General features: G+C 35.2%; 27 protein-coding genes. 20 read left to right on the top strand and 7 right to left on the bottom strand.

Going from position 1 to position 26,147, the window contains the following annotated elements; all coding sequences use genetic code 11:
- Nucleotides 1-60: 60 nt before the first annotated feature.
- The 4 genes from VK161_RS04175 to kdsB all read left to right on the top strand — a co-directional run bounded on the left by VK161_RS04175 (nt 61) and on the right by kdsB (nt 3,974).
- Nucleotides 61-951 (top strand): exopolyphosphatase, encoded by an 891-nt coding sequence (locus VK161_RS04175; RefSeq protein WP_324213502.1) that lies wholly within the window; start codon nt 61-63, stop codon nt 949-951.
- A gap of 177 nt (nt 952-1,128) precedes the next feature.
- On the top strand, nt 1,129-2,553 hold the full coding sequence (locus VK161_RS04170) for an ATP-dependent DNA helicase (RefSeq protein ID WP_324213501.1): 1,425 nt from the start codon (nt 1,129-1,131) through the stop codon (nt 2,551-2,553).
- An 85-nt stretch (nt 2,554-2,638) separates the two neighbouring features.
- Entirely contained in the window at nt 2,639-3,202 is a 564-nt protein-coding gene (locus tag VK161_RS04165) for a DUF4126 domain-containing protein (RefSeq protein ID WP_324213500.1), read from the top strand.
- Nucleotides 3,203-3,239: 37 nt separating this feature from the next.
- Nucleotides 3,240-3,974 (top strand): 3-deoxy-manno-octulosonate cytidylyltransferase, encoded by a 735-nt coding sequence (gene kdsB, locus VK161_RS04160; RefSeq protein WP_324213499.1) that lies wholly within the window; start codon nt 3,240-3,242, stop codon nt 3,972-3,974.
- Nucleotides 3,975-4,089: 115 nt separating this feature from the next.
- Here the strand turns inward: kdsB and VK161_RS04155 are convergent, their stop codons facing one another.
- Nucleotides 4,090-4,800 (bottom strand): potassium channel family protein, encoded by a 711-nt coding sequence (locus VK161_RS04155; protein WP_324213498.1) that lies wholly within the window; start codon nt 4,798-4,800, stop codon nt 4,090-4,092.
- Nucleotides 4,800-5,462, bottom strand: coding sequence for a fused MFS/spermidine synthase (locus VK161_RS04150; protein WP_324213497.1), 663 nt, complete (start codon nt 5,460-5,462; stop codon nt 4,800-4,802). Before VK161_RS04150 ends, VK161_RS04155 begins: the two co-directional genes overlap by 1 nt.
- 55 nt (nt 5,463-5,517) lie before the next feature.
- On the opposite strand from VK161_RS04150, the gene VK161_RS04145 reads away from it, so the two are divergent.
- The 6 genes from VK161_RS04145 to VK161_RS04120 all read left to right on the top strand — a co-directional run bounded on the left by VK161_RS04145 (nt 5,518) and on the right by VK161_RS04120 (nt 12,324).
- Complete coding sequence (locus tag VK161_RS04145) at nt 5,518-6,072, top strand: 1-acyl-sn-glycerol-3-phosphate acyltransferase (RefSeq protein WP_324213496.1); 555 nt, start codon at nt 5,518-5,520, stop codon at nt 6,070-6,072.
- Between the two features lie 55 nt (nt 6,073-6,127).
- Nucleotides 6,128-7,135 carry a hypothetical protein gene (locus VK161_RS04140; RefSeq protein ID WP_324213495.1) on the top strand — a complete coding sequence of 336 codons (1,008 nt, stop codon included), beginning with the start codon at nt 6,128-6,130 and terminating at the stop codon, nt 7,133-7,135.
- Nucleotides 7,136-7,244: 109 nt separating this feature from the next.
- Nucleotides 7,245-8,384, top strand: coding sequence for a M14 metallopeptidase family protein (locus VK161_RS04135; protein WP_324213494.1), 1,140 nt, complete (start codon nt 7,245-7,247; stop codon nt 8,382-8,384).
- A gap of 75 nt (nt 8,385-8,459) precedes the next feature.
- Nucleotides 8,460-8,939, top strand: a complete 480-nt coding sequence (locus tag VK161_RS04130; RefSeq protein ID WP_035127172.1) for an Lrp/AsnC family transcriptional regulator — start codon at nt 8,460-8,462, stop codon at nt 8,937-8,939.
- Nucleotides 8,940-9,034: 95 nt separating this feature from the next.
- Nucleotides 9,035-9,754, top strand: coding sequence for a phosphodiester glycosidase family protein (locus VK161_RS04125; RefSeq protein ID WP_324213493.1), 720 nt, complete (start codon nt 9,035-9,037; stop codon nt 9,752-9,754).
- Between the two features lie 2 nt (nt 9,755-9,756).
- Nucleotides 9,757-12,324 (top strand): phosphoenolpyruvate carboxylase, encoded by a 2,568-nt coding sequence (locus VK161_RS04120; protein ID WP_324213492.1) that lies wholly within the window; start codon nt 9,757-9,759, stop codon nt 12,322-12,324.
- Nucleotides 12,325-12,356: 32 nt separating this feature from the next.
- Here VK161_RS04120 and VK161_RS04115 read toward each other — a convergent pair whose 3' ends face one another.
- Nucleotides 12,357-13,205: an SDR family oxidoreductase gene (locus VK161_RS04115; RefSeq protein WP_324213491.1), complete on the bottom strand. Its 849-nt coding sequence runs from the start codon at nt 13,203-13,205 to the stop codon at nt 12,357-12,359.
- A gap of 114 nt (nt 13,206-13,319) precedes the next feature.
- Here VK161_RS04115 and VK161_RS04110 point away from each other — a divergent pair, with 114 nt between their 5' ends.
- On the top strand, nt 13,320-13,730 hold the full coding sequence (locus tag VK161_RS04110) for a helix-turn-helix domain-containing protein (RefSeq protein WP_324213490.1): 411 nt from the start codon (nt 13,320-13,322) through the stop codon (nt 13,728-13,730).
- Between the two features lies 1 nt (nt 13,731).
- Nucleotides 13,732-14,253, top strand: a complete 522-nt coding sequence (locus tag VK161_RS04105; protein ID WP_324213489.1) for a DinB family protein — start codon at nt 13,732-13,734, stop codon at nt 14,251-14,253.
- Nucleotides 14,254-14,324: 71 nt separating this feature from the next.
- Here the strand turns inward: VK161_RS04105 and VK161_RS04100 are convergent, their stop codons facing one another.
- The 4 genes from VK161_RS04100 to aroB all read right to left on the bottom strand — a co-directional run bounded on the left by VK161_RS04100 (nt 14,325) and on the right by aroB (nt 18,614).
- A complete protein-coding gene (locus VK161_RS04100) occupies nt 14,325-14,750 on the bottom strand; it encodes a DNA primase (protein ID WP_324213488.1) in 426 nt (141 codons plus the stop codon).
- A gap of 9 nt (nt 14,751-14,759) precedes the next feature.
- Complete coding sequence (locus VK161_RS04095; protein ID WP_324213487.1) at nt 14,760-15,734, bottom strand: deoxyhypusine synthase family protein; 975 nt, start codon at nt 15,732-15,734, stop codon at nt 14,760-14,762.
- 126 nt (nt 15,735-15,860) lie between these two features.
- Nucleotides 15,861-17,264 (bottom strand): arginine decarboxylase, encoded by a 1,404-nt coding sequence (locus VK161_RS04090; RefSeq protein ID WP_324213486.1) that lies wholly within the window; start codon nt 17,262-17,264, stop codon nt 15,861-15,863.
- Between the two features lie 288 nt (nt 17,265-17,552).
- Nucleotides 17,553-18,614 carry a 3-dehydroquinate synthase gene (gene aroB / locus VK161_RS04085; RefSeq protein WP_324213485.1) on the bottom strand — a complete coding sequence of 354 codons (1,062 nt, stop codon included), beginning with the start codon at nt 18,612-18,614 and terminating at the stop codon, nt 17,553-17,555.
- A 115-nt stretch (nt 18,615-18,729) separates the two neighbouring features.
- Here aroB and VK161_RS04080 point away from each other — a divergent pair, with 115 nt between their 5' ends.
- From VK161_RS04080 to VK161_RS04045, 8 genes are all read left to right on the top strand, one after another.
- Nucleotides 18,730-19,032 carry a TIGR03643 family protein gene (locus VK161_RS04080; RefSeq protein ID WP_324213484.1) on the top strand — a complete coding sequence of 101 codons (303 nt, stop codon included), beginning with the start codon at nt 18,730-18,732 and terminating at the stop codon, nt 19,030-19,032.
- A 4-nt stretch (nt 19,033-19,036) separates the two neighbouring features.
- Nucleotides 19,037-19,438 carry a DUF2452 domain-containing protein gene (locus VK161_RS04075; protein WP_324213483.1) on the top strand — a complete coding sequence of 134 codons (402 nt, stop codon included), beginning with the start codon at nt 19,037-19,039 and terminating at the stop codon, nt 19,436-19,438.
- Nucleotides 19,365-20,114, top strand: a complete 750-nt coding sequence (locus tag VK161_RS04070) for a flavin reductase family protein (RefSeq protein WP_324213482.1) — start codon at nt 19,365-19,367, stop codon at nt 20,112-20,114. Before VK161_RS04075 ends, VK161_RS04070 begins: the two co-directional genes overlap by 74 nt.
- The gene (locus VK161_RS04065) at nt 20,107-21,612 is read left to right on the top strand and encodes a deoxyribodipyrimidine photo-lyase (RefSeq protein ID WP_324213481.1); all 1,506 of its coding nucleotides are present in this window, start codon (nt 20,107-20,109) and stop codon (nt 21,610-21,612) included. The genes VK161_RS04070 and VK161_RS04065 overlap by 8 nt, the downstream gene beginning before the upstream one ends.
- The gene (locus tag VK161_RS04060) at nt 21,581-21,718 is read left to right on the top strand and encodes a DUF2256 domain-containing protein (protein ID WP_324213480.1); all 138 of its coding nucleotides are present in this window, start codon (nt 21,581-21,583) and stop codon (nt 21,716-21,718) included. The genes VK161_RS04065 and VK161_RS04060 overlap by 32 nt, the downstream gene beginning before the upstream one ends.
- 87 nt (nt 21,719-21,805) lie before the next feature.
- On the top strand, nt 21,806-23,338 hold the full coding sequence (locus tag VK161_RS04055) for a cryptochrome/photolyase family protein (RefSeq protein WP_324213479.1): 1,533 nt from the start codon (nt 21,806-21,808) through the stop codon (nt 23,336-23,338).
- Nucleotides 23,335-24,621: a DASH family cryptochrome gene (locus tag VK161_RS04050; protein WP_324213478.1), complete on the top strand. Its 1,287-nt coding sequence runs from the start codon at nt 23,335-23,337 to the stop codon at nt 24,619-24,621. Before VK161_RS04055 ends, VK161_RS04050 begins: the two co-directional genes overlap by 4 nt.
- Nucleotides 24,622-24,631: 10 nt before the next feature.
- Complete coding sequence (locus VK161_RS04045; RefSeq protein ID WP_324213477.1) at nt 24,632-26,059, top strand: SDR family oxidoreductase; 1,428 nt, start codon at nt 24,632-24,634, stop codon at nt 26,057-26,059.
- Nucleotides 26,060-26,147 lie beyond the last annotated feature (88 nt).

Raw genomic sequence — 26,147 nt, 5'->3', positions numbered from 1 at the left:
AATATAACAATCTAAGCAGTCTAAGTAAGTCTAAAAATATAAACAAGTCTAAAAATATAAATGATTACAATCAAAAAATACGCAGCCATCGACATCGGTTCCAACGCCATGCGATTGCTCATTACCAATATAGTCGAACAAAAAGACAAAGAAACACAATTCAATAAAAGTGCACTGATTCGTGTGCCAATTCGTCTCGGTCAAGATGCATTTACCGTAGGTGAAATCTCTGAAGAAAACATCGATAGAATGGTAGATGCCATGCGCGCATTCCAACTTTTAATGAAAGTCTACAAAGTAGAAAAATACAAAGCTTGCGCTACATCTGCTATGCGAGAAGCTTACAACGGCAAAGAAGTGATCGAAATCATCCGCGAAAAATCTGACATCGATATCGAAATCATCGACGGTAAAAACGAAGCCGCCATCATCGCATCTTCCGATTTGCATTCGTTCATCAACAGCGATAAAAATTATTTGTATGTTGACGTTGGTGGTGGAAGCACCGAATTTTCCTTGTTCTCCGACGGAAAAATGGTTGCCGCCAAATCCTTCAAAAACGGAACCGTACGCTTACTCAATAATATGGTCAACGACATCGTTTGGGAAGAAATCGAAAAATGGATCAAAGCCACTACCGAAGGTTATGACGATATTATCCTAATTGGTTCGGGCGGAAACATCAATAAATTATTCAAATTATCAGGTAAACAACAAGACAAACCATTATCGTATTTGTACTTGAATTCGCAATTCCAATACCTCAATTCACTCACATACGAGCAACGCATCGCTGAACTCGGTTTGAATACTGACCGTGCCGACGTTATCATTCCAGCCACAAAAATTTACTTAAATGCGATGAAATGGAGTCGAGCTACCAAAATTTTCGTTCCCAAAATCGGACTTGCTGATGGTATAGTTAAAGCGATGTATAATGGAACGATTTAGTTTTGGGATTGTAAGATTGTAAGACTATAAGACTGTAAGACTGTAAGACTGTAAGATTTTAGGACTAGCTTAAGCTTCTTAGATTTTTAGATTGATTTTGGCATTGCCATTGACATTGTCATTTTTTCTATGTGAACATTGCGAAAACTTTGCGTACTTTGCGGTTAAATAATAATTGTGTCTTCCAAAAATTTCTATTCCATACTTTCCAAAAACTTCCCGTTTAATCCTACGATTAAGCAAGATGCTTTCTTTCAGAAAATTGCCGCCTTCATAACTAGTGCCGATAACGATGCTATTTTCGTCTTAAAAGGCTACGCTGGAACTGGAAAAACAACGGTCATTTCAACCATTGTCAATCACCTAATCGACATCAATAAAAAGTACGTTTTACTTGCGCCAACTGGTCGAGCCGCAAAAGTCATTGCTAATTATTCCAATAAACCTGCATTCACCATTCACAAAAAAATCTACTTTCCCAAAAAATCGAGTGGTGGTGGAGTGGCATTTACCATGCAGCAAAACAAACACAAAAACACCATTTTCATAGTCGATGAAGCTTCCATGATTTCGGATGTTGCTGCCGAAAGTAAGCTATACGAAAATGGCTCACTTCTCGACGATTTGATCTCCTATATATATAGTGGTGAAAATTGTAAAATGATTTTATTGGGTGATACCGCTCAATTACCACCCGTAAACCTCGATATTTCTCCAGCATTAAATACTGAAACGCTTGAACTCAACTACGATAAAAAAATCGATTGGATCGAACTCGATGAAGTAATGCGTCAGGAATTAAATTCAGGAATACTTTACAATGCAACCGAATTGCGCGAACTCTTGAAAGAAAACTTCATCACCGATTTTCAATTTAAGTTACGCGGTTTCAAAGACATCATTCGGCTTACTGATGGTTATGATATTCAAGATGCTATCAATCAAGCGTACAGTAATTATTCGATTGAAGATACAGCCTTTATTGTGCGCTCCAACAAACGCGCTAATCAGTACAACGAGCAAATTCGAATGAAAATTCTGGATAAAGAAAGCGATTTATCAACGGGCGATTTTCTTATGGTAGTGAAGAACAATTACTTCTGGCTCAAAGAAAAAGACGAAGCTGGTTTTATTGCCAATGGCGACATCATCGAAGTCTTGGAAATCTTTTCATTCAAAGAATTATACGGATTCAACTTTGCCAAAGTAAAAATCAGAATGGTCGATTATCCCAACCAAATTCCGTTTGAAACGGTTCTGATTTTGGATACGATTAAAAGCGAAGCACCATCATTAACCTATGAACAATCCAATCAGTTGTACGAAGAAGTAATGAAAGATTACGAACATCTGACTTCCAAATATGCCAAATTTCAAAAAGTAAAAGAAAACGAATACTTCAATGGTTTGCAAGTAAAATTCTCTTATGCGATTACCTGTCATAAAAGTCAAGGCGGACAATGGAATACCGTTTTCATCGAACAACCGTATTTACCCGACGGAATTGATCGCGATTACATTCGCTGGCTTTACACTGCAATAACCAGAGCCAAAGACAAATTGTATTTAATTGGTTTTAAAGACGAGAGTTTTGAAGAGTAAATCTTTAGAAAAATTTCTATACATTTGGAGTAAATACTAATGGTATGCAATTTGCTTTGATGAAGGAAATAATTAAATTGTTGTAATGAACTTCGAAACCATTTTATCAATCTGCCTTGGAATCGGTCTCGCCTCAGCTTCTGGGTTTAGAGTATTTCTTCCCATTTTTGCTTTGAGTTTAGCGTCGTATTTTGGTGTCATTCCGCTTAATGAAAATTGGTCTTGGATTGGCGGTTTGCCCGCACTCATCAGTTTTGGAGCCGCTATGATTTTTGAAATCGGAGCGTATTACATTCCATTTGTAGATAATTTATTAGACACTATTGCAATTCCTTTGGCAACTGTAGCCGGATTTGTAGTCATGGCTTCCACTTTGATTGACGTCGACTCAACAATAACTACTATCTTAGCTATAATTGCTGGTGGAGGAACCGCTTTAGCAACTCAAAGTTTAACCACAACGACACGTTTGGCCTCATCAGTAAAAACAGCAGGAGTTGGAAATCCAATCCTATCAACTGCAGAAACCGGAACCGCAATTACGTTAAGTTCATTCGCAATATTTCTTCCAATAGTAGCCGTTATTCTGGTAGTTATTATATTTGCACTAATCTACTGGATTTATAAAAAAATAACAATTAAGAATTGATAATTATCAATTATCAATTATCAATTATCAATTCAAAATGAAAACCATCGCCGTTATTCCCGCTCGCTACGCATCTACTCGTTTTCCTGCCAAACTCATGCAAGATTTGGGCGGAAAAACCGTCATTCTACGAACGTATGAAGCAGCAAAAAGCACTCAGCTATTTGATGATGTGTTTGTAGTAACTGATTCGGATTTGATTTTTAACGAAATAGTTTCCAATGGAGGAAAAGCCATCATGTCGATCAAAGAACACGAAAGTGGTAGCGACCGAATAGCCGAAGCCGTTGAAAACTTAGACGTTGAGATAGTAGTTAATGTTCAAGGCGACGAGCCTTTTATCAATGCCGAACCTTTGGCAAAAGTGATTGAAGTATTCAAAAATGATACCGATAAAAAAGTAGATTTGGCTTCATTAATGCGCGAAATTTCTAATGAAGACGATATTAATAATCCTAATAATGTAAAAGTGGTGGTGGATCAAAACGGATTTGCATTGTACTTCTCGCGCTCAGTTATTCCGTATCCACGAGAAAAAAATGTGGGTGTTCGCTATTTTCAGCACATCGGAATTTACGCTTTCCGTAAGCAAGCACTTTTAGATTTCTATTCGTTACCAATGAAGTCACTCGAAGCGTCCGAAAAACTAGAACAACTGCGCTATTTAGAATTCGGGAAACGCATCAAAATGGTAGAAACTACTCATGTTGGAATTGGAATTGATACTGCCGAAGATTTGGAGAAAGCGAGGCAATTGATAGTTGACAATTGATAATTAACAATTAATACAATAAACGATTCACTAAGGAGTTTTCCATTATCCATTATCCATTATCCATTATCCATTATCCATTATCCATTATCCATTATCCATTATCCATTATCCATTATTCCACTTCATCGTTATCAAAATAGCCTTTACTTTTGACTTTAGTTGAAAAGAAATTCAAAAACAAAATCACAAACGACAAGAAGAATATGGCCTGTATGCTTACCAATACTTTTCCGAAGGTAGTCACAGGATAATAATCGCCAAATCCAATCGAATTGGAACTGACCAAACTAAAATAAACCGAGTCAAACCAATGCTCAAAAGGTTTGTTCATGTTATTTCCTAAGGTATACAAAACTCCAAATGCCACAACAATTTCGATGTAATTGAAAAATAACAATAGCATTGAACGTTTGTATGAACGCGGACGTGAGAATAAATCGGATGCAAAAATCAATGTTGGGATGTACAAAACCGTTTCAATTAAGACGTAAATCATAATTATAATAATGACCGATTGATTTTGCCAACCATTGATTAAAATTAAAAAAGGAAAAAGTACTTTAAACAGAACATAAAAATCCAAAGCTAAATCTTGATATTCATGACCTATTTTGTTAGCCACATATTTAATGTAAATTCCCGGAAAAAGTAGTTGTGATGAAGATAAAATCAGTCGTACAATTTTTTCAATTCCGTTATCATCTTGATGGTCGTTATTCCAAATCGAACGAATATTAAGAATTCTTTTCTGTATCGGATTGTATTTGGGTTTGTAAGTTCTAGAAACTTTACCAATCAGTAACTTTCTAAGAATGGATTTCATCAGTTGAGTTTTTTTATAGTAAACAATTCGTTGTGTTCTTCTACTTTCGGGTACATACGCAAGGAGTATTTTCCGTCAAATTTCTTTTTATAATCTAAATTTCGAATGCGGTCTTTCTGATTAATTACCATTGTATTGAATAAAATGAATCCTTCTGTATTGAGTAAGAAATTAACCCGATTGATGAAAAAATCCTCAAATAAAAAATTCGGCATTTTGGTGTCTTGAAAAATATCAATGATAATCAGATCGTATTTATCTTTCGTCTTCAAAACAAATTCAAAGGCATCGTCAATGATGATTTCTAAGTTTTTTATCTCATTCAAACGAAAGTATTTGTTAGCAATATCAACAACCTCTTTGTCAATTTCGACACCTGTAATTTTACCTTTAAATTTTATTTCATCCACCAAAGTTTTAATCACACTTCCGCCAGCAACACCCAAAATCAAAACATTTTCAAACTTCCGAATCCGATCGTAACCAATGTATTTTAATCCTTTTCTTAGAATGCGCTGTAAACTTCCATAGGAGTAATTGGTGTTTTTAGAATCCAAGACCAATTCGCCATTATTCCATGTAACTTCTAAAGTAGTGCTTACAGACGAGTTTTTTTTAACAACGTTAATCGGAATGAAGTAACTAAAAAATTTGGCGAACATAAATTTATTTTCTCAAAATGATAGATTAATGCTAAATTTACACAAAATAGTTCAAATGAAAAAGCGACTCTATGAATTTATTTTTTTTCGGCTAATGGGTTGGAAAATTATAGGAAGTTTTGACGAGAATATTAAGAAATCAATATTGGCAGTGATGCCACATACATCCAATTTCGATTTTTTTATCGGTTTATTTGTTCGCGGAATAGCCAATCAGGAAATGAATTTTGTCGGAAAGAAGGAACTGTTCGTTTTCCCATTTGGCTATTATTTCAAATCAATTGGTGGTGCGCCTTTGGATCGAAGTGGCGGAAAAAATCTAGTCGATTCGATTGTAGATATTTTCAATAGCCGCGAAGTATTCCGACTCGGAATTGCGCCCGAAGGCACACGTAAGAAAGTGACAGAACTTCGAACTGGATTTTACTACATCGCACTAAAAGCCAACGTTCCCATCATTCCTGTAGCTTTTGATTACAGTAAGAAGGAAGTCCGAGTTGGTGCTCCTTTTCATCCAACAGGTAATTTTGAAGAGGATATGAAAATTTTCCTTCTTCACTATAAAGATGCCATTGGAAAAGTTCCTGAAAGAAGTTTTACAGTAAATTAAAACCATATTCTTTCTTTTCTCGTAAATGCTATTAAACCTTAAAACTTTAGTATTTATGAAAAGCAATCTTTTATTTATCGCAATGTGCAGTCTTTCATTAGTCTCATGTAGTGACGACGATGAAATGATGACAACACCGGTTGCATCTGAATTTTCAATAGTTACCGCAAGTAACACATCGGGTAGAATATCGTATACCGATTTATCTCAAAGTTCACCAACTGTAGAAACATTAACTCATTTTTCTTTTGATGCAGATGGTATTTTTTATGATCCATCCAACGACGGATTAATTTTAGCTTCACGCACCAACAATAAGTTAGAGTTTTATAACGGAATCAAAAGTGTGATGGCAACCGATGTAACTTCAATTGTTCCCGCATTTTCGAGCACTTCTGATTTCAATAATCCAAGAGAAATTGCTGTGATGGGTGATAAAGTGGTAGTGACTCAAGATCAAAACGCAGCCAATGGAAATACCAATAAATTAGTTGTATACCAAAAAACGTCAACAGGATTTACTTTGTTGAACTCGTATACGGTTAATTTCAAAACATGGGGAATCTTTTTAGACGGCACAACATTATATGCAGTAGCCGATTCAACAGGTGATTTAGTTTCTTTCACTAATTTTTTTGCTAATGCCAACGGGGCAATAACTCCAACCAAAAGAGTAACCATCGAAGGTTTAGTTCGAACACACGGAATTGCTCATTCGGCAGCAGATAACAGAATGATTTTAACCGATGTAGGAAGCGCAACTTCTGATAGTGATGGCGGATTAATTGTAATCAACAATTTTGCATCGGTTTATAACTCGGTTGCCAATGGCGGAACATTGTCATTGTCCAATCAAGTGAGAGTTTACGGTCCGAATTCAACTATGGGAAATCCTGTAGATGTAGCTTATGACGACGTAACAGAACGTATTTATGTAGCAGAACGATTAAATGCTGGCGGACGATTATTAACATTCTCTTTACCAACATCCAACGGTGATGCAACACCAATTGAAGCAAGAGCAGAAGCAGGAATCGCAAGCGTATTTCTAGCTAGAAGATAGAGTTTTATTGTTTTTTGTTTTGTTTTGCCTTCAATGACTTATTTGTTATTGAAGGCATTTTTTTGGTTCAAACTAATTCAAGTTGATTACATTTGTATAAACTTAGGCTATGGATTACTTCGAATTGCATAAACTGTACAAAGCAAATTCTATTTTTGGACGCTATATTACTCTCAATGATATTGAACCTTTACTAGCCAACTTGTCAACCGAAATTATTGGCGAGTCGGTTTTGGGTAAACCTATATATAAGTATTTAGTTGGAACAGGAAAACGTCGCATTTTTATGTGGTCGCAGATGCATGGAAACGAAAGTACTACTACCAAAGCATTGTTCGATTTTTTTAATTTGATTCATTCGGATGATGAACTAGGAGTGAAGTTGCTATCCGAATTTACTTTTTGTTTTTTGCCAATGGTCAATCCGGATGGTGCCGAATTATACACACGTGAAAATGCAAATAAAGTTGATTTAAACCGTGATTCTTTAAATTTATCTCAGCCAGAAAGTAAATTATTACGTCAAACCTTCGACGATTTCAAACCGGATTTTTGCTATAATCTTCATGATCAACGTACTATTTTTGGAGCTGGAGATAATGGCAATGTAGCAACTGTTTCTTTTTTAGCGCCTTCCTATAATGAGCAACGTGAAATTAATGAAGTTCGCTCCAAAGCTATGAATGTCATTGTGGCGATGAACGAAGAACTCCAAAAATACATACCCAATCAAGTCGGTCGTTTTGACGATGGATTCAACTTGAATTGCATTGGTGATATGTTTACTTATTTAAATGTGCCGACCATATTATTTGAAGCCGGACATTATGAAAGCGATTATCATCGCGAATTCACTCGTAAAATGATTTTTATAGCGTTAGTTTCGGGTTTGAAACATAGTTACGAAAACGATATAGTTAATAACAAAAATGAAATTTATTTGCTAATTCCTCAAAATAATACGGTTTTTTATGATTTTATTTATAAAAATGTCAAAATAAATTATGATGGTAAAAAAATAATTACGAATTTTGCTGCACAATACAAAGAAGAATTGATTGATAAAATCATCCATTTTAATGCTTACATAGCTGAAATTGGTGATTTAAAAGGGAAATACGGTCATTATCAATACAATGCACACAAATTATTGTATTCGGACGATAACGATTCAATTCCGAAAATTAATCAAAAAGCCAATTTTTGTTTAGGAAATGACATTAAAATTGTTAATGGTTTAAAAAAGTAACAACTTTTCTTGTTTTTTATTAAATAAAATGTATAATTTGTATTCCATAAGTATAATTAATAAAATAAAGTAGTTATGAGTAAGTTTCGTTTAGATGAAGTAGATCACCAAATCCTTGATATGTTGATTGACAACACAAGAGTTCCATTTACCGATATCGCAAAAAAATTATTAATTTCAGCTGGAACTGTTCACGTAAGAGTTAAAAAAATGGAAGATGCCGGAATCATTATGGGTTCGTCATTAACCTTAGACTATGAAAAATTAGGCTATTCGTTTATTGCTTATGTTGGAGTTTTCTTAAATAATACTTCTCAAACTAAATTTGTTTTGGAGCGAATTAATGAGATTCCTTTTGTTACCGTAGCTCATGTAACAACGGGTAAATTCAATATTTTCTGTAAGATTCGCGCCAAAGATACCAAACACGCCAAAGATGTCATTTTTATGATTGATGATATTGAGGGTGTTTACCGTACCGAAACAATGATTTCACTTGAGGAAAGCATTAACGACAAAAAACGTTTGATGCACACAATTTTCAAAGACATTTAATTTTCTAATACAGAAATATAAATATTTTATTCAACCTCAAGTTCATGCTTGAGGTTTTTTTGTACCTTAAATGCCACTATAATTCATTTCTTAAAATGGTTAAAAAAGGAATACTGTTAGTTTTAGTACTTGGTTCGTTTTTATTCTTTCAGTTTTCAAAGAATAATGACGATGACTTTGTTACTTACGTTTCCAATCCCAAAACAGAATCCATTCATTTGTATTGGAAAGATAGCAATCAAAAACCTTTTGGTAGTATTCAGCATTTGAATCAGTATTTGTTAAAAAATAATAAAGAAGTTCTTTTTATCACTAATGGTGGAATGTATAAAAAAAACCAATCGCCTCAAGGTCTTTTCATTCAGAATACAGTCATCAAATCGCCATTGGATATTTCAAATGCAAGTGGCAATTTTTATCTTAAACCCAATGGTGTTTTTTATCTGACAAGTTCAAAAGAAGCATTCGTTGTGAAAACAGAAGATTTTAAAGCTTCAAAAAATATTGAATTTGCCACTCAATCGGGACCAATGCTAGTCATCGATGGAAAAATTCACAGCGCTTTCAATAAAAATTCGACCAATCTCAACATTCGCAATGGTGTCGGTATTTTGCCCAACAATCAGGTGCTTTTTGTTCTTTCAAAAAAGGAAGTGAACTTGTATGAATTTGCTCAATTTTTCAAAAATAAAGGGTGTAAAAATGCACTGTATCTTGACGGATTTGTTTCTCGTGCGTATTGTCCACAAGAAAAATGGACACAAACCGACGGCAATTTTGGAGTCATGATCGCAATCACTAAAAACACAAAATAATTATGTATACCCTTCCTAAAATAGAACGCTTCAATCAAAATGTGTTGTCAAAATACCACATCTACAATAGTGTGTTCATCACTTTGCCTTTTGATTCGATTGATAATACCGGAGTTTTATTGCCACTTTTTAGTGAAGTATGTGACAACGGATTTAAAAATAATTTAACTCCAATTGAAATTGTAAATTCATTTGCCACTAAATATTTGGATAATGCTTCCGAAGAAGATAAAATTAATTTACTGTTCCGATTCATTCAATACGTAGAACGTCAAATTGTACTTTTTGATGCCATTGAAGATGCTGCTTTTCCAGTAGTAAATAATATGGAAGGTAAAGGTTCGCTTCGTGACAGTCGGGAACGGGCTGACACCAAAGAACTCAAACAAGAAATGATTGCTTTTCTCAATGAATTCAATGTAAGAACGGTTTTGACAGCGCATCCAACACAATTTTATCCGGGTTCTGTACTCGGAATTATCACTGATTTGACAACTGCAGTGCGTGAAAATGACCTTACTAAAATCAAGCAACTTCTGGCGCAATTGGGTAAAACGCCTTTCATCAAAAAAGAAAAACCAACCCCTTTTGATGAAGCCGTAAGTTTGATTTGGTATCTAGAAAACGTCTTTTACCAAACTACAGGCGAAATGCTGCAATACATTCAGAAGAATATTTATAAAAGCCAACCCATTTCGAATCCGATCATCAATCTTGGTTTTTGGCCTGGTGGCGATCGCGATGGGAATCCGTTTGTGACAACTGAAATTACACTAAAAGTAGCCGATCGTTTGCGAACTTCCATCTTAAAATGTTATTACAACGATATTCGAAAACTCAAACGCAAATTGACCTTTTCCGGAATCGATACTATTATTGCGGAATTAGAATATAAAGTATATCGTTCGGTCTTCTATTCGACAGGTGAAATTTTCATAACATTACCTGAATTGAAATCCAAATTGAAAGAGGTTCAACAGTTGTGTATCGATAAACATCAATCGTTGTACTTGGATGACATTAATGATTTACTCAATAAAATCAATGCATTTGGTTTCCATTTTGCATCGTTGGACATTCGTCAGAACAGTAAAATTCACAACCAAGTTATTCAAAATATAATAAAGAATTTGCCGAATAACGAAATGGATTATTTTTCACTTTCTGAAGAAAAGAAAATGGATTTCATTTCAACAATTTCTGCTAACTCATCTGAAATTAATTATGATGATGAATTGACTAAACTCACCTTGGATTCGATTCATGCCATGAAGAAAATCCAAGAAAACAATGGTGAATTAGGAGCCAATCGCTACATCATTTCCAATAATGAAAGTGCGCTAAATGTAATTGAAACATTGGCTTTGTTTACAATTTGTAATTGGGAAAATCCAATTGTTGATATTGTTCCGCTTTTTGAATCGATTGACGATTTGCAACGAGCGGATGCAATAATGGAACAATTGTACACCAATTCGTTTTATGCCGGTCATTTAAAAAACAGAGGAAACAAACAAACCATTATGTTAGGTTTTTCTGACGGAACCAAAGATGGCGGTTATTTGATGGCAAATTGGGGAATTTATAAAGCTAAAGAAACCATTACTGCTATGTCAAGAAAATACGGAATCAAAGTAGTTTTCTTTGATGGTCGCGGTGGTCCACCAGCACGAGGTGGTGGAAAAACGCATAAGTTTTATGCATCTTTGGGCTCGACCATAGAAAATCAAGAAATTCAATTGACAGTTCAAGGACAAACCATCAGTTCTAATTTTGGAACCACTGATTCGTGTCGTTACAATTTAGAAAATTTATTAAGTGCCGGAATAGCCAATCAGGTTTTCAATAAAAATGAAATTAACCTTTCGGATGCAGATAAAAGTGTCATTGATGAATTGGCGAATATCGGTTTCCAAAAATACTTGAGTTTTAAAAATCATCCAAAGTTCATTCCCTATCTAGAGCAAATGAGTACGCTTAATTATTATTCAAAAACAAATATTGGAAGTCGTCCTTCCAAACGAAAAGCAGCTGAGAATTTGGATTTTGCCGATTTGCGTGCGATTCCGTTTGTAGGTTCATGGAGTCAGATGAAGCAAAACGTTCCAGGTTTTTTTGGTGTTGGTTCGGCCTTAAAACATTTTGAAGAAAACCAACGTTGGAGCGAAGTACAATCTCTTTTTGATTCGTCTTTGTTTTTCAGAACATTGTTAGAAAACAGTATGATGTCGTTGGCAAAATCCTTTTTTCCGTTGACGTATTACATGAAAAATGATGAAGAGTTTGGCGATTTCTGGCAAATCATCTATGATGAGTTTTTAGAAACTAAACGATTGCTACTGAAAATTGCAGGACATTCCGAATTGATGGAAAACTATCCCGATGGTAAAGCTTCCATTGTAATGAGAGAAAATATTGTATTGCCATTATTGACGATTCAACAATACGCTTTAATGAAAATTAATGAAATAAAAAAGGGTAGAAGTGATGCACAATTACTATCGGTATATGAAAAATTAGTTACACGATCCTTATTCGGAAACACAAATGCCAGCAGAAATTCGGCATAAAAAAAGGGACTCAATTTTGAGTCCCTTTTTAATTAGTTAAAATCCCTTTTTAAAACTTCTTTTAGTGAAGTTGGTTTTTTACCTGTTACTTTTTCAATATCATTGGTAATGATATTTACTTCATTATTAACAATAGCCGAATATACCTCAATCAAATAATCAGCGATAAATGAAGGCGCGCCAGCTTGAGCTAGTACGTCTCTGAATTGAGCGGCGCTCGGATTTGGATACGTTATTTCCTTGCTTACGACATCACTCAAAAGAGTAGCAACATCAGTGAAACTATGTGTTTCCGGGCCAGTCAGTTCGTATGTCTTTTTAGAGTGTCCTTCATTCAATAAAGCAGTTGCGGCGACATTGGCGATATCATGAACATCTACAAAACCTACTTTTCCTGTTCCGGCAACACTGAATATGATTCCTCTTTCGGTAATGTTTTCATAATCGTAATTCTTGAAATTCTGGGCAAAAAAGGAAGGACGTAAAATGGTATAATCAAATCCGTCGTTTTTCAATTTCTCTTCAATTTTGATGTGGAAATCCAGAGAGCTTCCCATTTTATCCGATCCAAATGCCGAAAAATAAACCACTCTTTTAATTCCTTTTTCATTTAAGAAATCAATGAACGGATTCAATAGTTCGTCTACTTTCAAAGTTAATGGCGGACCAAGTAAAAAAACTTTATCCACATTCTGAACTGCATTTTCATAGGTGTTTGGATCGCTGAAATCAAATTGGGCAATCTGACTTCCGGGAAATAATTTTTCTGCCTGTTCTTGATTTCGAACTCCAATACGAAAGTCTGCTTTCAGTTCGTTAAGTCTTTTTATCAACGCTTTTCCATTGGTGCCCGTTGCACCGGTTACTAAAATTTTAGCCATTTTTTTTACTTTTTAATTTATAATAGTTACTTTTGATAACCCAAAATTAAATAGTAACTATTGACTGTGCAAGAAGGTACAGCATGGTAGTTAAGTAACACAGAAGTAACTAATATGGAAAACACTGCGATTGTCGATGGAAAAAAATTTAAAGAAATTTTCGAATTGGCCAATTCTACTAAAAACGGAGTTTGTCCGGTTCGTGATATAATTGCTCGAATAAGTGATAAATGGACTTTATTGTCGATTTATGCTTTGGGCGGATACGGAACCTTGCGATTCAACGAATTGAAAAACAAAATAGGTGATGTTTCGCAACGAATGCTCACAGTTACTTTACGTAATCTAGAAGCAGATGGCATTGTAAAACGTACTATTTATCCTGAAGTTCCACCAAGAGTAGAGTATGAATTGACTGATTTAGGACGAAGTCTTGCTTTTCAATTAACTTTACTTACCGATTGGGTTACGGTTAATGGAGAAGTAATAATAAAGCATAGAACACTAAGTTTAAACAAAAATTAAAATGAAGCCATCACAATTGCATGCCCACGAATACGGTTCGTATTATACCAATTACATTAATCAAGTTTCGGATGAATACACGCTGATTGAAGAATTGGAGATTTCATTGCATCGATTCATCAAATTTGTTCAAGATATCCCGATGGATAAATTTGATTACCGTTATGCGGAAGGAAAATGGACCATCAAAGACATCATTCAACACATTATTGATTCGGAGCGAATTTTTGCCTACAGAGCATTGCGTTTTGCACGTAATGACAAAACCGAGTTACCTAGTTTTGATGAAAATGATTATGCCGACGAAGCCAATGCCAATAAAAGAAGTATCATGGAATTGCTGACTGAGTTATCAGCAGTGCGTCATTCGACTATTTACTTGTACAAAACTTTTACGGAAGAACAATTACTGCGCATTGGAATCGCTTCAGATAATCCGATGTCAGTACGCGCTTTGGGATTTATTATGATTGGTCATCAAAATCACCATCAGCGTATTTTTGAAGAACGGTATTTGAAATAAATGAAAAAACAAATCCCAAATTCCAATAGATAGTTTTGAAATTTGGGATTTGTTATTTAGAATTTTAACTTTTATTCTTCGTCATCATCATCGTCAAAGTTATCTGAAGATTCAAAATCATCATCGTCGTCGTCGTCATCGTCACCATCGTCAGAACCACCTTTGTCTTTTAACAAGTCTTCTTCTTCATCATCATCATCACTTGGCAAATCATCATCGTCTAAATCCAATCCTTTTACGGGTGCGATTGGTTCGATTACTGCATCCAAATCTTCATCTTCTTCTTCAAATTTTTCCATTCTGCTGGCCAGTTTAGTACTTACTTTCACCAAATAAATAGTGTCTTCCGTTCTAACTTCAACCGCTTCAATTAATTCGTTTTGAGCATTTCTGAAACGAATGATATCGGTATCATCATATCCTTCAGGAAATTTCTCAACTAATAAGTTTAAAATATCGCCAGTTAGTTTTGCGTAATCAACAATAATTCTTCTCATAAAAAGGTATTATAAATCTAATAAATAAGCAAAGATTAAAGGAGCAACAATTGTCGCATCCGACTCAATAATGAACTTTGGAGTATGAATATCTAATTTACCCCAAGTAATTTTCTCGTTGGGAACTGCGCCAGAATAAGAACCATAACTAGTAGTCGAATCTGAAATCTGACAGAAATAGCTCCAAAACGGAATGTCATGCATTTCCATATCTTGGTACAACATCGGAACCACGCAAATAGGGAAATCTCCAGCAATTCCACCACCAATTTGAAAGAAACCAACTCCTTTACCTCCAGAATTTTTTGGATACCAATCGGCCAACCACATCATGTATTCGATGCCACTTTTCATAGTAGTAGGTTTGAATTCACCTTTAATACAGTACGAAGCAAAAATATTTCCCATAGTACTGTCTTCCCAACCCGGAACCACAATAGGTAGATTCTTTTCAGCTGCGGCAACCATCCATGAATCTTTTGGATCAATTTCGTAGTACTGTTTCAACACACCTGAATTAATCATTTGGTACATGAATTCGTGCGGAAAATAACGTTCGCCTTTCGAATCAGCATTGTTCCAAATATCATATAAATGCGACTGTAATCTTCGGAAGGCTTCTTCTTCTGGAATGCAAGTGTCGGTAACTCTGTTGTAGTGATTTTCTAATAAATCCCATTCTTCCTGCGGACTTAAATCGCGGTAGTTGGGAACTCTTTTGTATGAATTATGAGCTACTAAGTTCATAATGTCTTCTTCAAGGTTTGCTCCAGTACATGAAATAATGTGTACTTTATCTTGACGAATCATTTCTGCTAACGATTTTCCCAATTCGGCAGTACTCATTGCACCCGCCAAAGTAATCATCATTTTTCCGTTTTCCAGCAGATGTTGCTCGTAACCTTTCGCTGCATCAACTAAAGCCGCAGAATTGAAATGAAGGTAATTCTTCTCAATGAATTGACTTATTGGACCTTTGCTCATTTTTTTGTTTGTGTTTGTGATTTATCGTTTGTGCTTCAAAGAAAAACTATTTTTTTAAAACTTCAAACTGTTTTTTGTTATTTTCGATAAACTTACTGTTGCCTTTTGTAATGGCTTAACTGTCAATTATTTCTTAGTGTAGCCCAAAATTTTCATTACATCATCGGCAGTTTGTTGATCTGAGAAAACTTCAGTTGCTAAAATTCCGTTTTCATCGCGATCAATTAGAATGTGTTTGGGTTGTGGAATCAAACAGTGGTGTAATCCGCCATAACCGCCTATGGTTTCTTGATATGCTCCCGTATTAAAGAATCCGATGTACAATGGTTTTTCTTTGTTGTATTTAGGCAAATAAATGGCATTCATGTTTTGCTCAGAATTGTAATAATCATCACTATCACATGTCATTCCGCCCAACAGAACTCTTTCGTAGGTATCGTTCCAACGATTGATGGCCAACATAATAAAACGTTTGTTGATGGCCCAAGTATCGGGTAGAGTAGTGATGAACGAACTGTCAATCATGTTCCACGCTTCTCTGTCATTTTGCTGTTTTTGATATAGTACTTGGTAAATCGCTCCACCTGATTCTCCTACGGTAAATGAACCAAATTCAGTAAAAATATTGGGAACATCTACTTCGGCTTCTTCACAAGCTATTTTAATTTGATTGATGATTTCGTCAATCATGTATTGGTAATCGTATTCAAACGCTAAAGAGTTTTTTATTGGAAATCCACCACCAATGTTCAATCCGTCAAGCGATGGACACTCTTTTTTTAGTGCAATATACACCTTGATACATTTTACCAACTCATTCCAATAATAGGCGGTGTCATTAATTCCGGTATTGATGAAAAAGTGGAGCATTTTCAACTCTAAATTATCATTTTCCTGAATTTGTTTTTTGTAGAATCCTACGATATTTTTATATCCAATTCCCAAACGCGAAGTATAAAACTCAAATTTTGGTTCTTCCTCAGCAGCAATTCGGATACCGATTTTGAATTTACCTTTTATTTCTGCTTGCAGTAAATCCAATTCCTCATAATTATCAATAATAGGAATGGTGTTTTTGTGACCATTATTGATTAATCGAGCAATATTAGTGATGTATTGATCTCTTTTGAAACCATTACAAATAATGTATGTGCTTTTGTTGATTTTTCCATTCTCTAATAAATTCTCAACAATATTGATGTCAAATGCTGATGAAGTTTCAATGTGAATGTTATTTTTAAAAGCTTCATTCATTATGTATTCAAAATGAGAACTCTTTGTGCAGTAACAATAATAATATTTTCCTTCGTATTTGTTCTTTTCCATTGCATTTCGGAACCAGTTTTTAGCTCTTTTAATGTTGTTGGAAATTTGTGGTAAATAGGTAAATTTTAAAGGAGTTCCGTATTGTTCAACCAGTTTCATTAAATCAATATTGTGAAACTGAAGCGCACTCTCTTTATTCAGGGTGAATTCTTCTTGAGGAAAATAATAAGTCTGATTAATTAAGTCGAAATATTTAGTATTCATTAGTGTGAGAAAAGGATATAAGATTAATAAAAAAACGGAATTAATCTATGATTCAAACTCTAATGTTAGCGTAAATAATAGGAAGTTTAGTTGTCTCTGTTTTGATGATTTCTAAAAACAATCCTAAAATCGTTCGGATTGAAGTCAAAAAAGTAACACACAATACTTGAAAACCAGTATTTGTTTTGTGCTTTGAAACGCTATAGTTTATGGTGTTACTGTTTTTTATCATTAGGGCAAATGTAAAAAATAAAATAAGCCTTTTGCAAGTATTTTTTTAAAAAAATATTATATTTTGTAATCTTCAAACGACTTGATTATCAATTCCTTATCAACAGACTGATTGATGATGCATTTTCCAATTCCATCCAAAAGTGCAAATTGTACTTTTCCGTACTCATTTTTTTTGTCATGAATGAGTAAATTTTGAATATTTTCAATGTCATTTTCACCGAACTCAACGGTTTCAAATATACCGATTATAGTTTCTTTAATTTGTTGGTATTCTGCTTCAGTAAGTAATCCTTTTTCTCTGGAAATGTAACTTTCCAATACCATGCCAACAGCAATAGCTTCGCCGTGTAACAGTTGCTTTTCAGTGTCTAAAAAATGGCTTTCAATGGCATGACCCAATGTATGACCGAAGTTCAATGCTTTTCGTATTCCATTTTCAGTTGGATCTTGTTTGACGATTTCATTTTTGATCTCAATAGAACGGTAAATCAAAACATCCAAATCATTGAAATTTAAAGTTGACAAATCCAAGAATTGCTCCCAATACAACTTATCACGAATTAAACCGTGTTTGAGCATTTCTGCTAAACCCGAACGCATTTCGTTTTGCGGTAACGTTTCTAAAAATCGAGTATCAATCAGCAATAATTGTGGAACGGTAATGGTGCCAATTTGGTTTTTCAAATGACCTAAATCTACGCCGTTTTTTCCGCCAACTGAAGCGTCGACCATACCTAACAATGTTGTAGGAACGTTTACAAAGTCAATACCTCTTTTGTAGGTTGAGGCTATAAATCCGCCAATATCAGTAATCACTCCACCACCAACATTAATTATCAGGCTTTTTCTGTCAGCTCCCAATTCGGTTAAAGCGGTCCAAATTTGCGCACAAGTCTCTATGTTTTTTAAATTTTCACCTGCTTCAATTTCAATAATTTCAATCGAAATTTCTGTCGCTAAATAAGGTAAAAATAAAGGTAGACAAAATTCATTTGTGTGGCTGTCTACTAAAATGAACAGCGAAGAATAATTTTTTTCCACTAAAAAATCATTCAGAATGGAGTATCCTTTTTCGTTGAAGTGTATGAAATAGTTGTTGGCAGAAATGGATTGCATGATACAGTTTAAATGTGTCAGCAAAATAAACGCTTTTTTTGGTTTTTTTTGTGATAAAGAGAATATTATTTGCTTACTTTTGTTTAATTAATTTTGCTAAAAGTTAAACAATTTTATGAAGCCGATTATTGCTGCAATCGAAAACAAACAATTAAACGAGGTTCAAATCGATCGAATAATTGAAATGGCATGGGAAGATCGAACTCCGTTTGACGCCATCAAATTTCAGTTTGGTTTATCGGAATCCGATGTAAAAGCACTGATGAAGAGAGAGTTAAAATTCAATAGCTACAAATTGTGGCGCGAACGAGTGGAAAATTGTAAAACCAAACACGCGTCCAAAAGAGTAGAAGGAATTGATCGTTTCAAATGCAATTTACAACGTGCCATTACCAATAATAAAATTTCAAAACGCTAATTGAATGGAAAGTAAAAAACCCGATAATGTAGTTTTTTCCGAAAGTGAAGGTTACAATGCTAATGTATTGACCTATTCAACCAATGTTGGTGCTCCAGTAATCCAAATAGATGATGTGGTGGCTTGGAAACGAAGAGGCGTAACCAATGTTAACAAAGAGTTCGAAGAAAAATTTAACGAACTGAAATCGCAATACGAAAACCTCATGCAAGAATACGAATGGAACCAAATTATTTACAATGCCAAATTTACCTTTGAGCCAGTAGTTGGTGAGATTTATCATTTGTATCGCAACGAAAATGGAGCTAATTTTTTGTCTTTAATCGGACCCAATGAGTGGAATAAAGAGCACATTGGGACTTTCAAACTCAATAGTGAAAGAAAATGGATTCTTTGGAATCAATAATAGTAATCAAATAATGGTAGAGAATCAGAATTTTATCAATTACCATCAGTTGATGGAAATGGAAAAGCAAGAAAGAGTCAATTTTGTGAATAGCTTAGGCGGGTTCAAAAGTGTTTGTCTCATCGGAACTAAGAATAAAAATGAGCAATTGAATTTGGCCGTTTTTAGTTCAATTATGCACATCGGAGCCAATCCGCCATTGATGGGAGTCATTTTCCGACCTGGAGTTGTGGAACGTCATACCTTAGAAAACATAATTGAAACCGAATTTTTCACCATCAATCATTTGAATGAAACCATTTTCAAACAAGCGCATCAAACATCTGCTCGATACGATAGAACCATTTCGGAATTTGAGGTATCAAGTCTGACTCCCGAATATAAAAATGACTTTTTGGCGCCTTATGTAAATGAAAGTCACATCCAACTCGGAATGCAGTTCAAACAACGCATCGACCTTGAAATCAATAATACAATTTTGGTAATAGCCGAAATCAAGCAAGTTTATTTTCCAGCAGATTGCCAGTGTAAAGATGGGTTTTTAGACATCGAAAAAGCAAATACAATTACGTGTTCAGGCTTAGATAGTTACCATAAAACCGTTCGTTTGGATCGGTTGAGTTATGCCAAACCTGATAAAGAATTAACCTCAATTCCAATTCATTACATTGAATAAAACAGCGATAAATATTGTTTGGTTTAAAAGAGATTTGCGTCTGATTGACCACGAACCGCTTTTTTATGCCTTGCAAGAACCATTGCCCGTTTTATTACTTTATATTTTTGAACCTTCGGTTATGGCTTACGACGACTCGGATGAACGCCACTGGAGGTTTATTTTCGAATCGATTCAAGACATTCAAAAACGTTTAAATCCAAAACAATTTCAGTTGTACTATTGTCATGATGAAGTTGAAAATGTATTTTTAAAACTAACTTCAACGTTTGATATTCAGTCGGTTTTTTCGCATCAGGAAGTCGGAAATAAACTCACCTTTGATCGCGATCTTCAAATGCAACATTTTTTTCAAAAGTATTCTATTTTTTGGAAGGAATACCAATTGCACGGTGTAATCCGAAAGTTAAAATCCAGAAAAGATTGGGATAAAAGATGGACGCAACAAATGACGGCCGTTCCAAAAATCATCAATGAATCGCAGTGGAATTTTCTTCGTTTAGACGATGAGTTTTACGATGAAATTAAGGGAAATCCGCTCGATGATTCAATTACCCAACGCAATAAAAGCTTCCAACAAGGAGGCGAATATTGGGCGTGGCGCTACTTGGACAATTTCATCAAAGAACGGCACGTCAATTACAGCAAACACATTTCCAAACCGTTATTGAGTCGAACAGGTTGCAGTCGACTATCGCCGTATTTGGCTTACGGAAACATCAGTATGCGTATGGTGTACCAATACACTATGCAACATTATGATTCTTCTCCCAACAAACGAGCATTGTCCAATTTCGTTTCACGTTTGCATTGGCATTGTCATTTCATGCAAAAATTTGAAGACGAATGCCGAATGGAATTTGAAAACGTAAACAAAGCGTATGATGTTTTGGTTAAATCCAAAAATGAAGCTTACATCCAAGCGTGGCAAAATGGTACAACCGGAATTCCAATTGTAGACGCTTGCATGCGTTGTCTGGTACAAACGGGTTACATCAATTTTCGAATGCGTGCCATGGTAGTTTCGTTTTTTGTATTCAATTTGTGGCAAGATTGGCGCGATTTGCATTTCTTGGCTCGTCAGTTTTTGGATTACGAACCCGGAATTCATTACCCGCAAATTCAAATGCAAGCGGGTGTAACCGGAATCAATACCATTCGAATTTACAATCCAATTAAAAATTCTGAAGACCACGATTCAGAAGGGTTGTTCATTAAAAAATGGTTGCCCGAATTGGAGAAAATTCCGCCTCACTTGATCCACGAACCTTGGAAATTGAGTGTAATGGACCAACAATTGTACGAATGCGAAATCGGTAAAGACTATCCGTTTCCAATTGTAGACGTAGAAGAAACTCGAAAATACGCCAGCGACATCGTTTGGAGTTTCCGAAAAAAAGATGATGTAAAAGAAGAAGGTAAACGAATTCTGAACAAACACGTATCCAACCCTAACTTAAAATCCAATGCGCGGAGTAAAAAAACAAAACTTACTTAGTAAAATGTGTTTGTCGTGCAATCGGCCTTTTTCTTGGCGCAAAAAGTGGGAAAAAGTATGGGATGAAGTCAAGTACTGTAGTGATAAGTGTAGATCGAAAAAGTGATTAGTGAATAGTAATAGTTACTTAATGTTTACGGATTTAGAATCTTAATAACCTTAATTCCTTAATGTTTCAAAGCAAAATAATATAATGTCAAAAACCTTACGTTTAATTCTCGGAGACCAACTCAACAGTAAGCATTCATGGTTCGATACTATAGATGATTCGATTACTTATGTGTTGATGGAAGTGCGTTCCGAAACGGATTACGCCGTTCATCACATTCAAAAAGTAGTAGGTTTTTTTAAGGCGATGCGCATTTTTGCAGATGAATTAAAAGTACAGCACAACGTCATTTATATTCCTTTGGATGATGTTTCGAACCAACAATCGTTTGCTGAAAATATTCAGTATTTAATTGAAAAACATAATTTCACTCATTTCGAATACCAATTACCCGATGAATTTCGATTAGACCAACAATTGCAACAGTTGTGTAAGTCGTTGACAATTTCTTTTAAAGCATATGATTCCGAACATTTTCTAGCAACTCGAACTGAATTAGGTGATTTCTTTTCAGGAAAAAAAACATTCTTAATGGAAAGTTTTTACCGATATATGCGTAAAAAACATGACGTTTTAATGGAAGGCAATCAGCCTCTTACAGGTAAATGGAATTACGACGAAGAAAATCGTAAAAAATTACCAGTACAACACAAACCCATCGAGCCATTAATGTTTGATTGGGATGTTTCAGAAATCGTCACCATGATTGAAAAAACGAATTGTAAAACCATCGGAACCATCAATTCCAAAGCTTTTTTGTGGCCAGTCAATAGAAAGCAATCGTTAGAATTACTCGACTTTTTTGTTACCGAATGCTTGCCTTTTTTCGGAACATTTCAAGATGCAATGACACCAAGTGAATGGTCAATTTATCATTCGCGTTTGTCTTTTTCGATGAATGTCAAAATGATTTCACCCAAAGAAGTAATCGATCGCGCCATCGAAGAATGGCAACGTCGTCCCGAAGCCATTCAGTACAATCAATTGGAAGGTTTCGTGCGACAAATCATTGGTTGGCGTGAGTACATGCGCGGGATTTATTGGAATCAAATGCCTAATTACAGTCAGTTGAATTATTTCAATCATACCACTAAATTACCCGAATGGTTTTGGTCTGGCAATACTAAGATGAATTGCCTCAAGCATTCCATTAAACAGTCGCTCGAATATGCGTATGCGCATCACATTCAGCGGTTAATGATTACGGGGAATTTTGCGCTCTTGGCCGGAATTCATCCTGACGAAGTTGATGCATGGTATCTTGGAATCTACATTGATGCCATCGAATGGGTGGAAATCACCAACACACGCGGTATGAGTCAGTTTGCCGATGGCGGAATCGTCGGCACAAAACCGTATGTGAGTTCGGCTTCTTACATTGATAAAATGAGTCATTATTGTGCTTCGTGTTATTACAAGAAATCGATAAAAACGGGAGAAAAAGCGTGTCCGTTCAATAGTTTATATTGGAATTTCTACGATCGCCATCAAGATAAATTGAGTAAAAATCCGCGCATTGGAATGATGTACAATGTGTGGAACAAAATGAAATCAGAAGATAAAATTGCTTTATTGGAACAAGCAGACACATATTTAAAAAAGATAAATGAATTATGAAAACTGCATTAATTTGGTTCAAAACCGATTTGCGATTGACCGACAATGAAACATTAGTAAAAGCCATAGCTCAAAACGATCAAGTACTTCCGGTGTATTGTTTGGATGAAGACCATTTTAAAACAACCTCATTCGGATTCAAAAAAATGGGTAGTTTTAGAGCACAATTTTTACTGGAATCATTAGCTGATTTGGATAAGAACCTACGAAAATTAGGTTCTGGATTGCTTTTAGTCAAAGGAAAACCCGAAGTAGAATTGCCTAAAATTGCACACCATTTCAATGTTAAAAAAGTTTATGCTAAAAGGGAAGTTGCTTTCGAAGAAAAACAGACGGAAGCATTGGTTCAAAAAGAATTATTTAAACTAGGTTGCCAGTTTGAAACCTTCAGTACAAGCACGTTGTACCACGCCGAAGATTTACCTTTTTCCATCAAAGACATTCCCGATGTATTTACCAATTTCAGAAAAAAGACAGAAAAAGAATCGGTTATTAGGTCCATTTTTGATGCACCAACAACCATTGTGTCACCCGAAATTCCTGCATTAGAATTGCCAACTCTATCCGAATTGGATTTGGAAGAAATTGCTATCGATGAAAGAGCAGCGATTCAATTCAAAGGCGGCGAATCCGAAGCAATTAAACGTCTGAATCACTATTTCTACGAAACCAAATGTTTGTCGAAATACAAAGAAACCCGCAACGAAATGGTGGGTTCCAATTATTCATCAAAATTCTCAGCTTGGTTGGCAATGGGTTGTATTTCGGCGCGTTTCATTCACAGTGAAATCAAAAAATACGAAAAACAATTTGGCGCTAACGATTCGACGTATTGGTTGGAATTCGAATTGTTGTGGCGTGATTTCTTTCGATTCATGTTCAAAAAACACCAAACCAAATTGTTTCAACCGAGCGGAATTGCAGGCGAAACAAAATCGGTAAACACCAATCAAAAAATACTTGAAATGTGGATCAATGGGAAAACCAAAAATGATTTCATTGATGCCAATATGATCGAATTAAAATTGACGGGTTTTATGAGCAACCGCGGACGACAAAATGTTGCGAGTTACCTCATTAACGATTTGCAACTCGATTGGCGCTTGGGTGCAGCTTATTTCGAAGAGCAACTAATAGACTATGATGTTTCGAGCAATTGGGGTAATTGGGCGTATTTGGCTGGAGTCGGAAACGATCCGAGAACCAATCGGTATTTTAATATCGAAAAACAAGCCAACGATTACGACAAGTCCAAAGTATTTCGCAATTTGTGGTTGCATTAAATAATTAAATATGAGAGTATTATTAACAGGTTCGAATGGTTATGTAGGTCGACGTTTGTTGCCCGAGTTACTCTCGCAAGGTCATGAAGTAATCTGCGCTGTTCGCGATGCAATGCGTTTGGGTTTGGATGCGAATACACTACAATTAATTACAATTTGGGAAGTTGATTTTTTAGATGAAGTCAGTTTTGAAAATTGTCCTCAAAACATTGATATTGCCTACTTTTTGATTCATTCGATGTCGAGCTCTACGGTCAATTTTGATGAAATGGAAGCCAAAACCGCTTACAATTTCAATCAGTATTCCCAATTCATGAATTTAAAGCAAGTAATTTATTTGAGCGGAATTGTCAACGATCCACAATTATCCAAACACATGCTTTCACGCAATAATGTAGAAAAGATTTTGTCGGAAGGTCAACATAATTTAACGGTTTTAAAAGCCGGAATCATAGTCGGTTCGGGAAGTTCATCGTTTGAAATTATTCGCGATTTATGTGAAAAATTGCCCATCATGATTACTCCAAAATGGGTGTTGACCAAAACCCAACCGATTGCCATTCGAGACGTTATGAATTACTTAATTGGTGTACAAAATCGAGAGGATTGTTTCAACCAATCGTTTGATATTGGCGGACCGAACATCATCACGTACAAACAAATGATGCAATTGTATGCCAAAACACGCCGTATTAAATTGGTCATCATCACTGTTCCGATAATGACGCCCAAATTGTCGTCCTATTGGTTGTATTTTGTGACTTCAACATCCTATAAACTAGCCATGAATTTAGTCGATAGTATGAAAGTCGAAGTAATTTGCAAAGACAACCGACTCCAAAAAATGCTCAACATCAAACCGATTTCGTATGTGGATGCCATCAAATTGGCCTTCCAAAAAATCGAACAGAATTTAGTGATTTCGAGTTGGAAAGACAGTTTGACCAGTAGTCGTTTAACTCATAATTTATCCAACTACATACAAATTCCGAACTACGGTTGTTTGAAAGATTCTAAAAAAATGAAGATTGACGATGTAAATCAAGTGCTCAATAATATTTGGTCGATTGGCGGTGAAAAAGGTTGGTATTACGGCAGTTGGATGTGGCAATTGCGTGGTTTTATTGATAAATTGTTTGGTGGAGTTGGATTGCGAAGAGGAAGAACAAGTCCGACGCATCTGGACAATGGTGATTCACTCGATTTTTGGCGGGTTTTATTAGCCGATAAAGAAAACAAACGACTCTTATTATTTGCCGAAATGCGTGTTCCAGGTGAAGCTTGGCTCGAATTCAGAATCGACGAGGAGAATTATTTACACCAAATTGCTACGTTTCGTCCGAAGGGAATTTTCGGTCGATTGTATTGGTACAGCATGCTGCCTTTTCACTTTTTTATTTTTAACGGAATGATAAAAAGAATAGCCAATTCTAAATAAAAATTATCAAATTCTAATTATATTTGTACAAACATTATACATACTTACTATTTTAATGTTTTAACTGATAATTAGTTACATTATTTAT

Origin of the sequence: Flavobacterium sp., from assembly GCF_035299245.1 — a bacterium.
Lineage (GTDB): Bacteria > Bacteroidota > Bacteroidia > Flavobacteriales > Flavobacteriaceae > Flavobacterium.
Note: the sequence above shows the minus strand (reverse complement) of the source record. Positions and strands in the feature narration are given on the sequence as shown.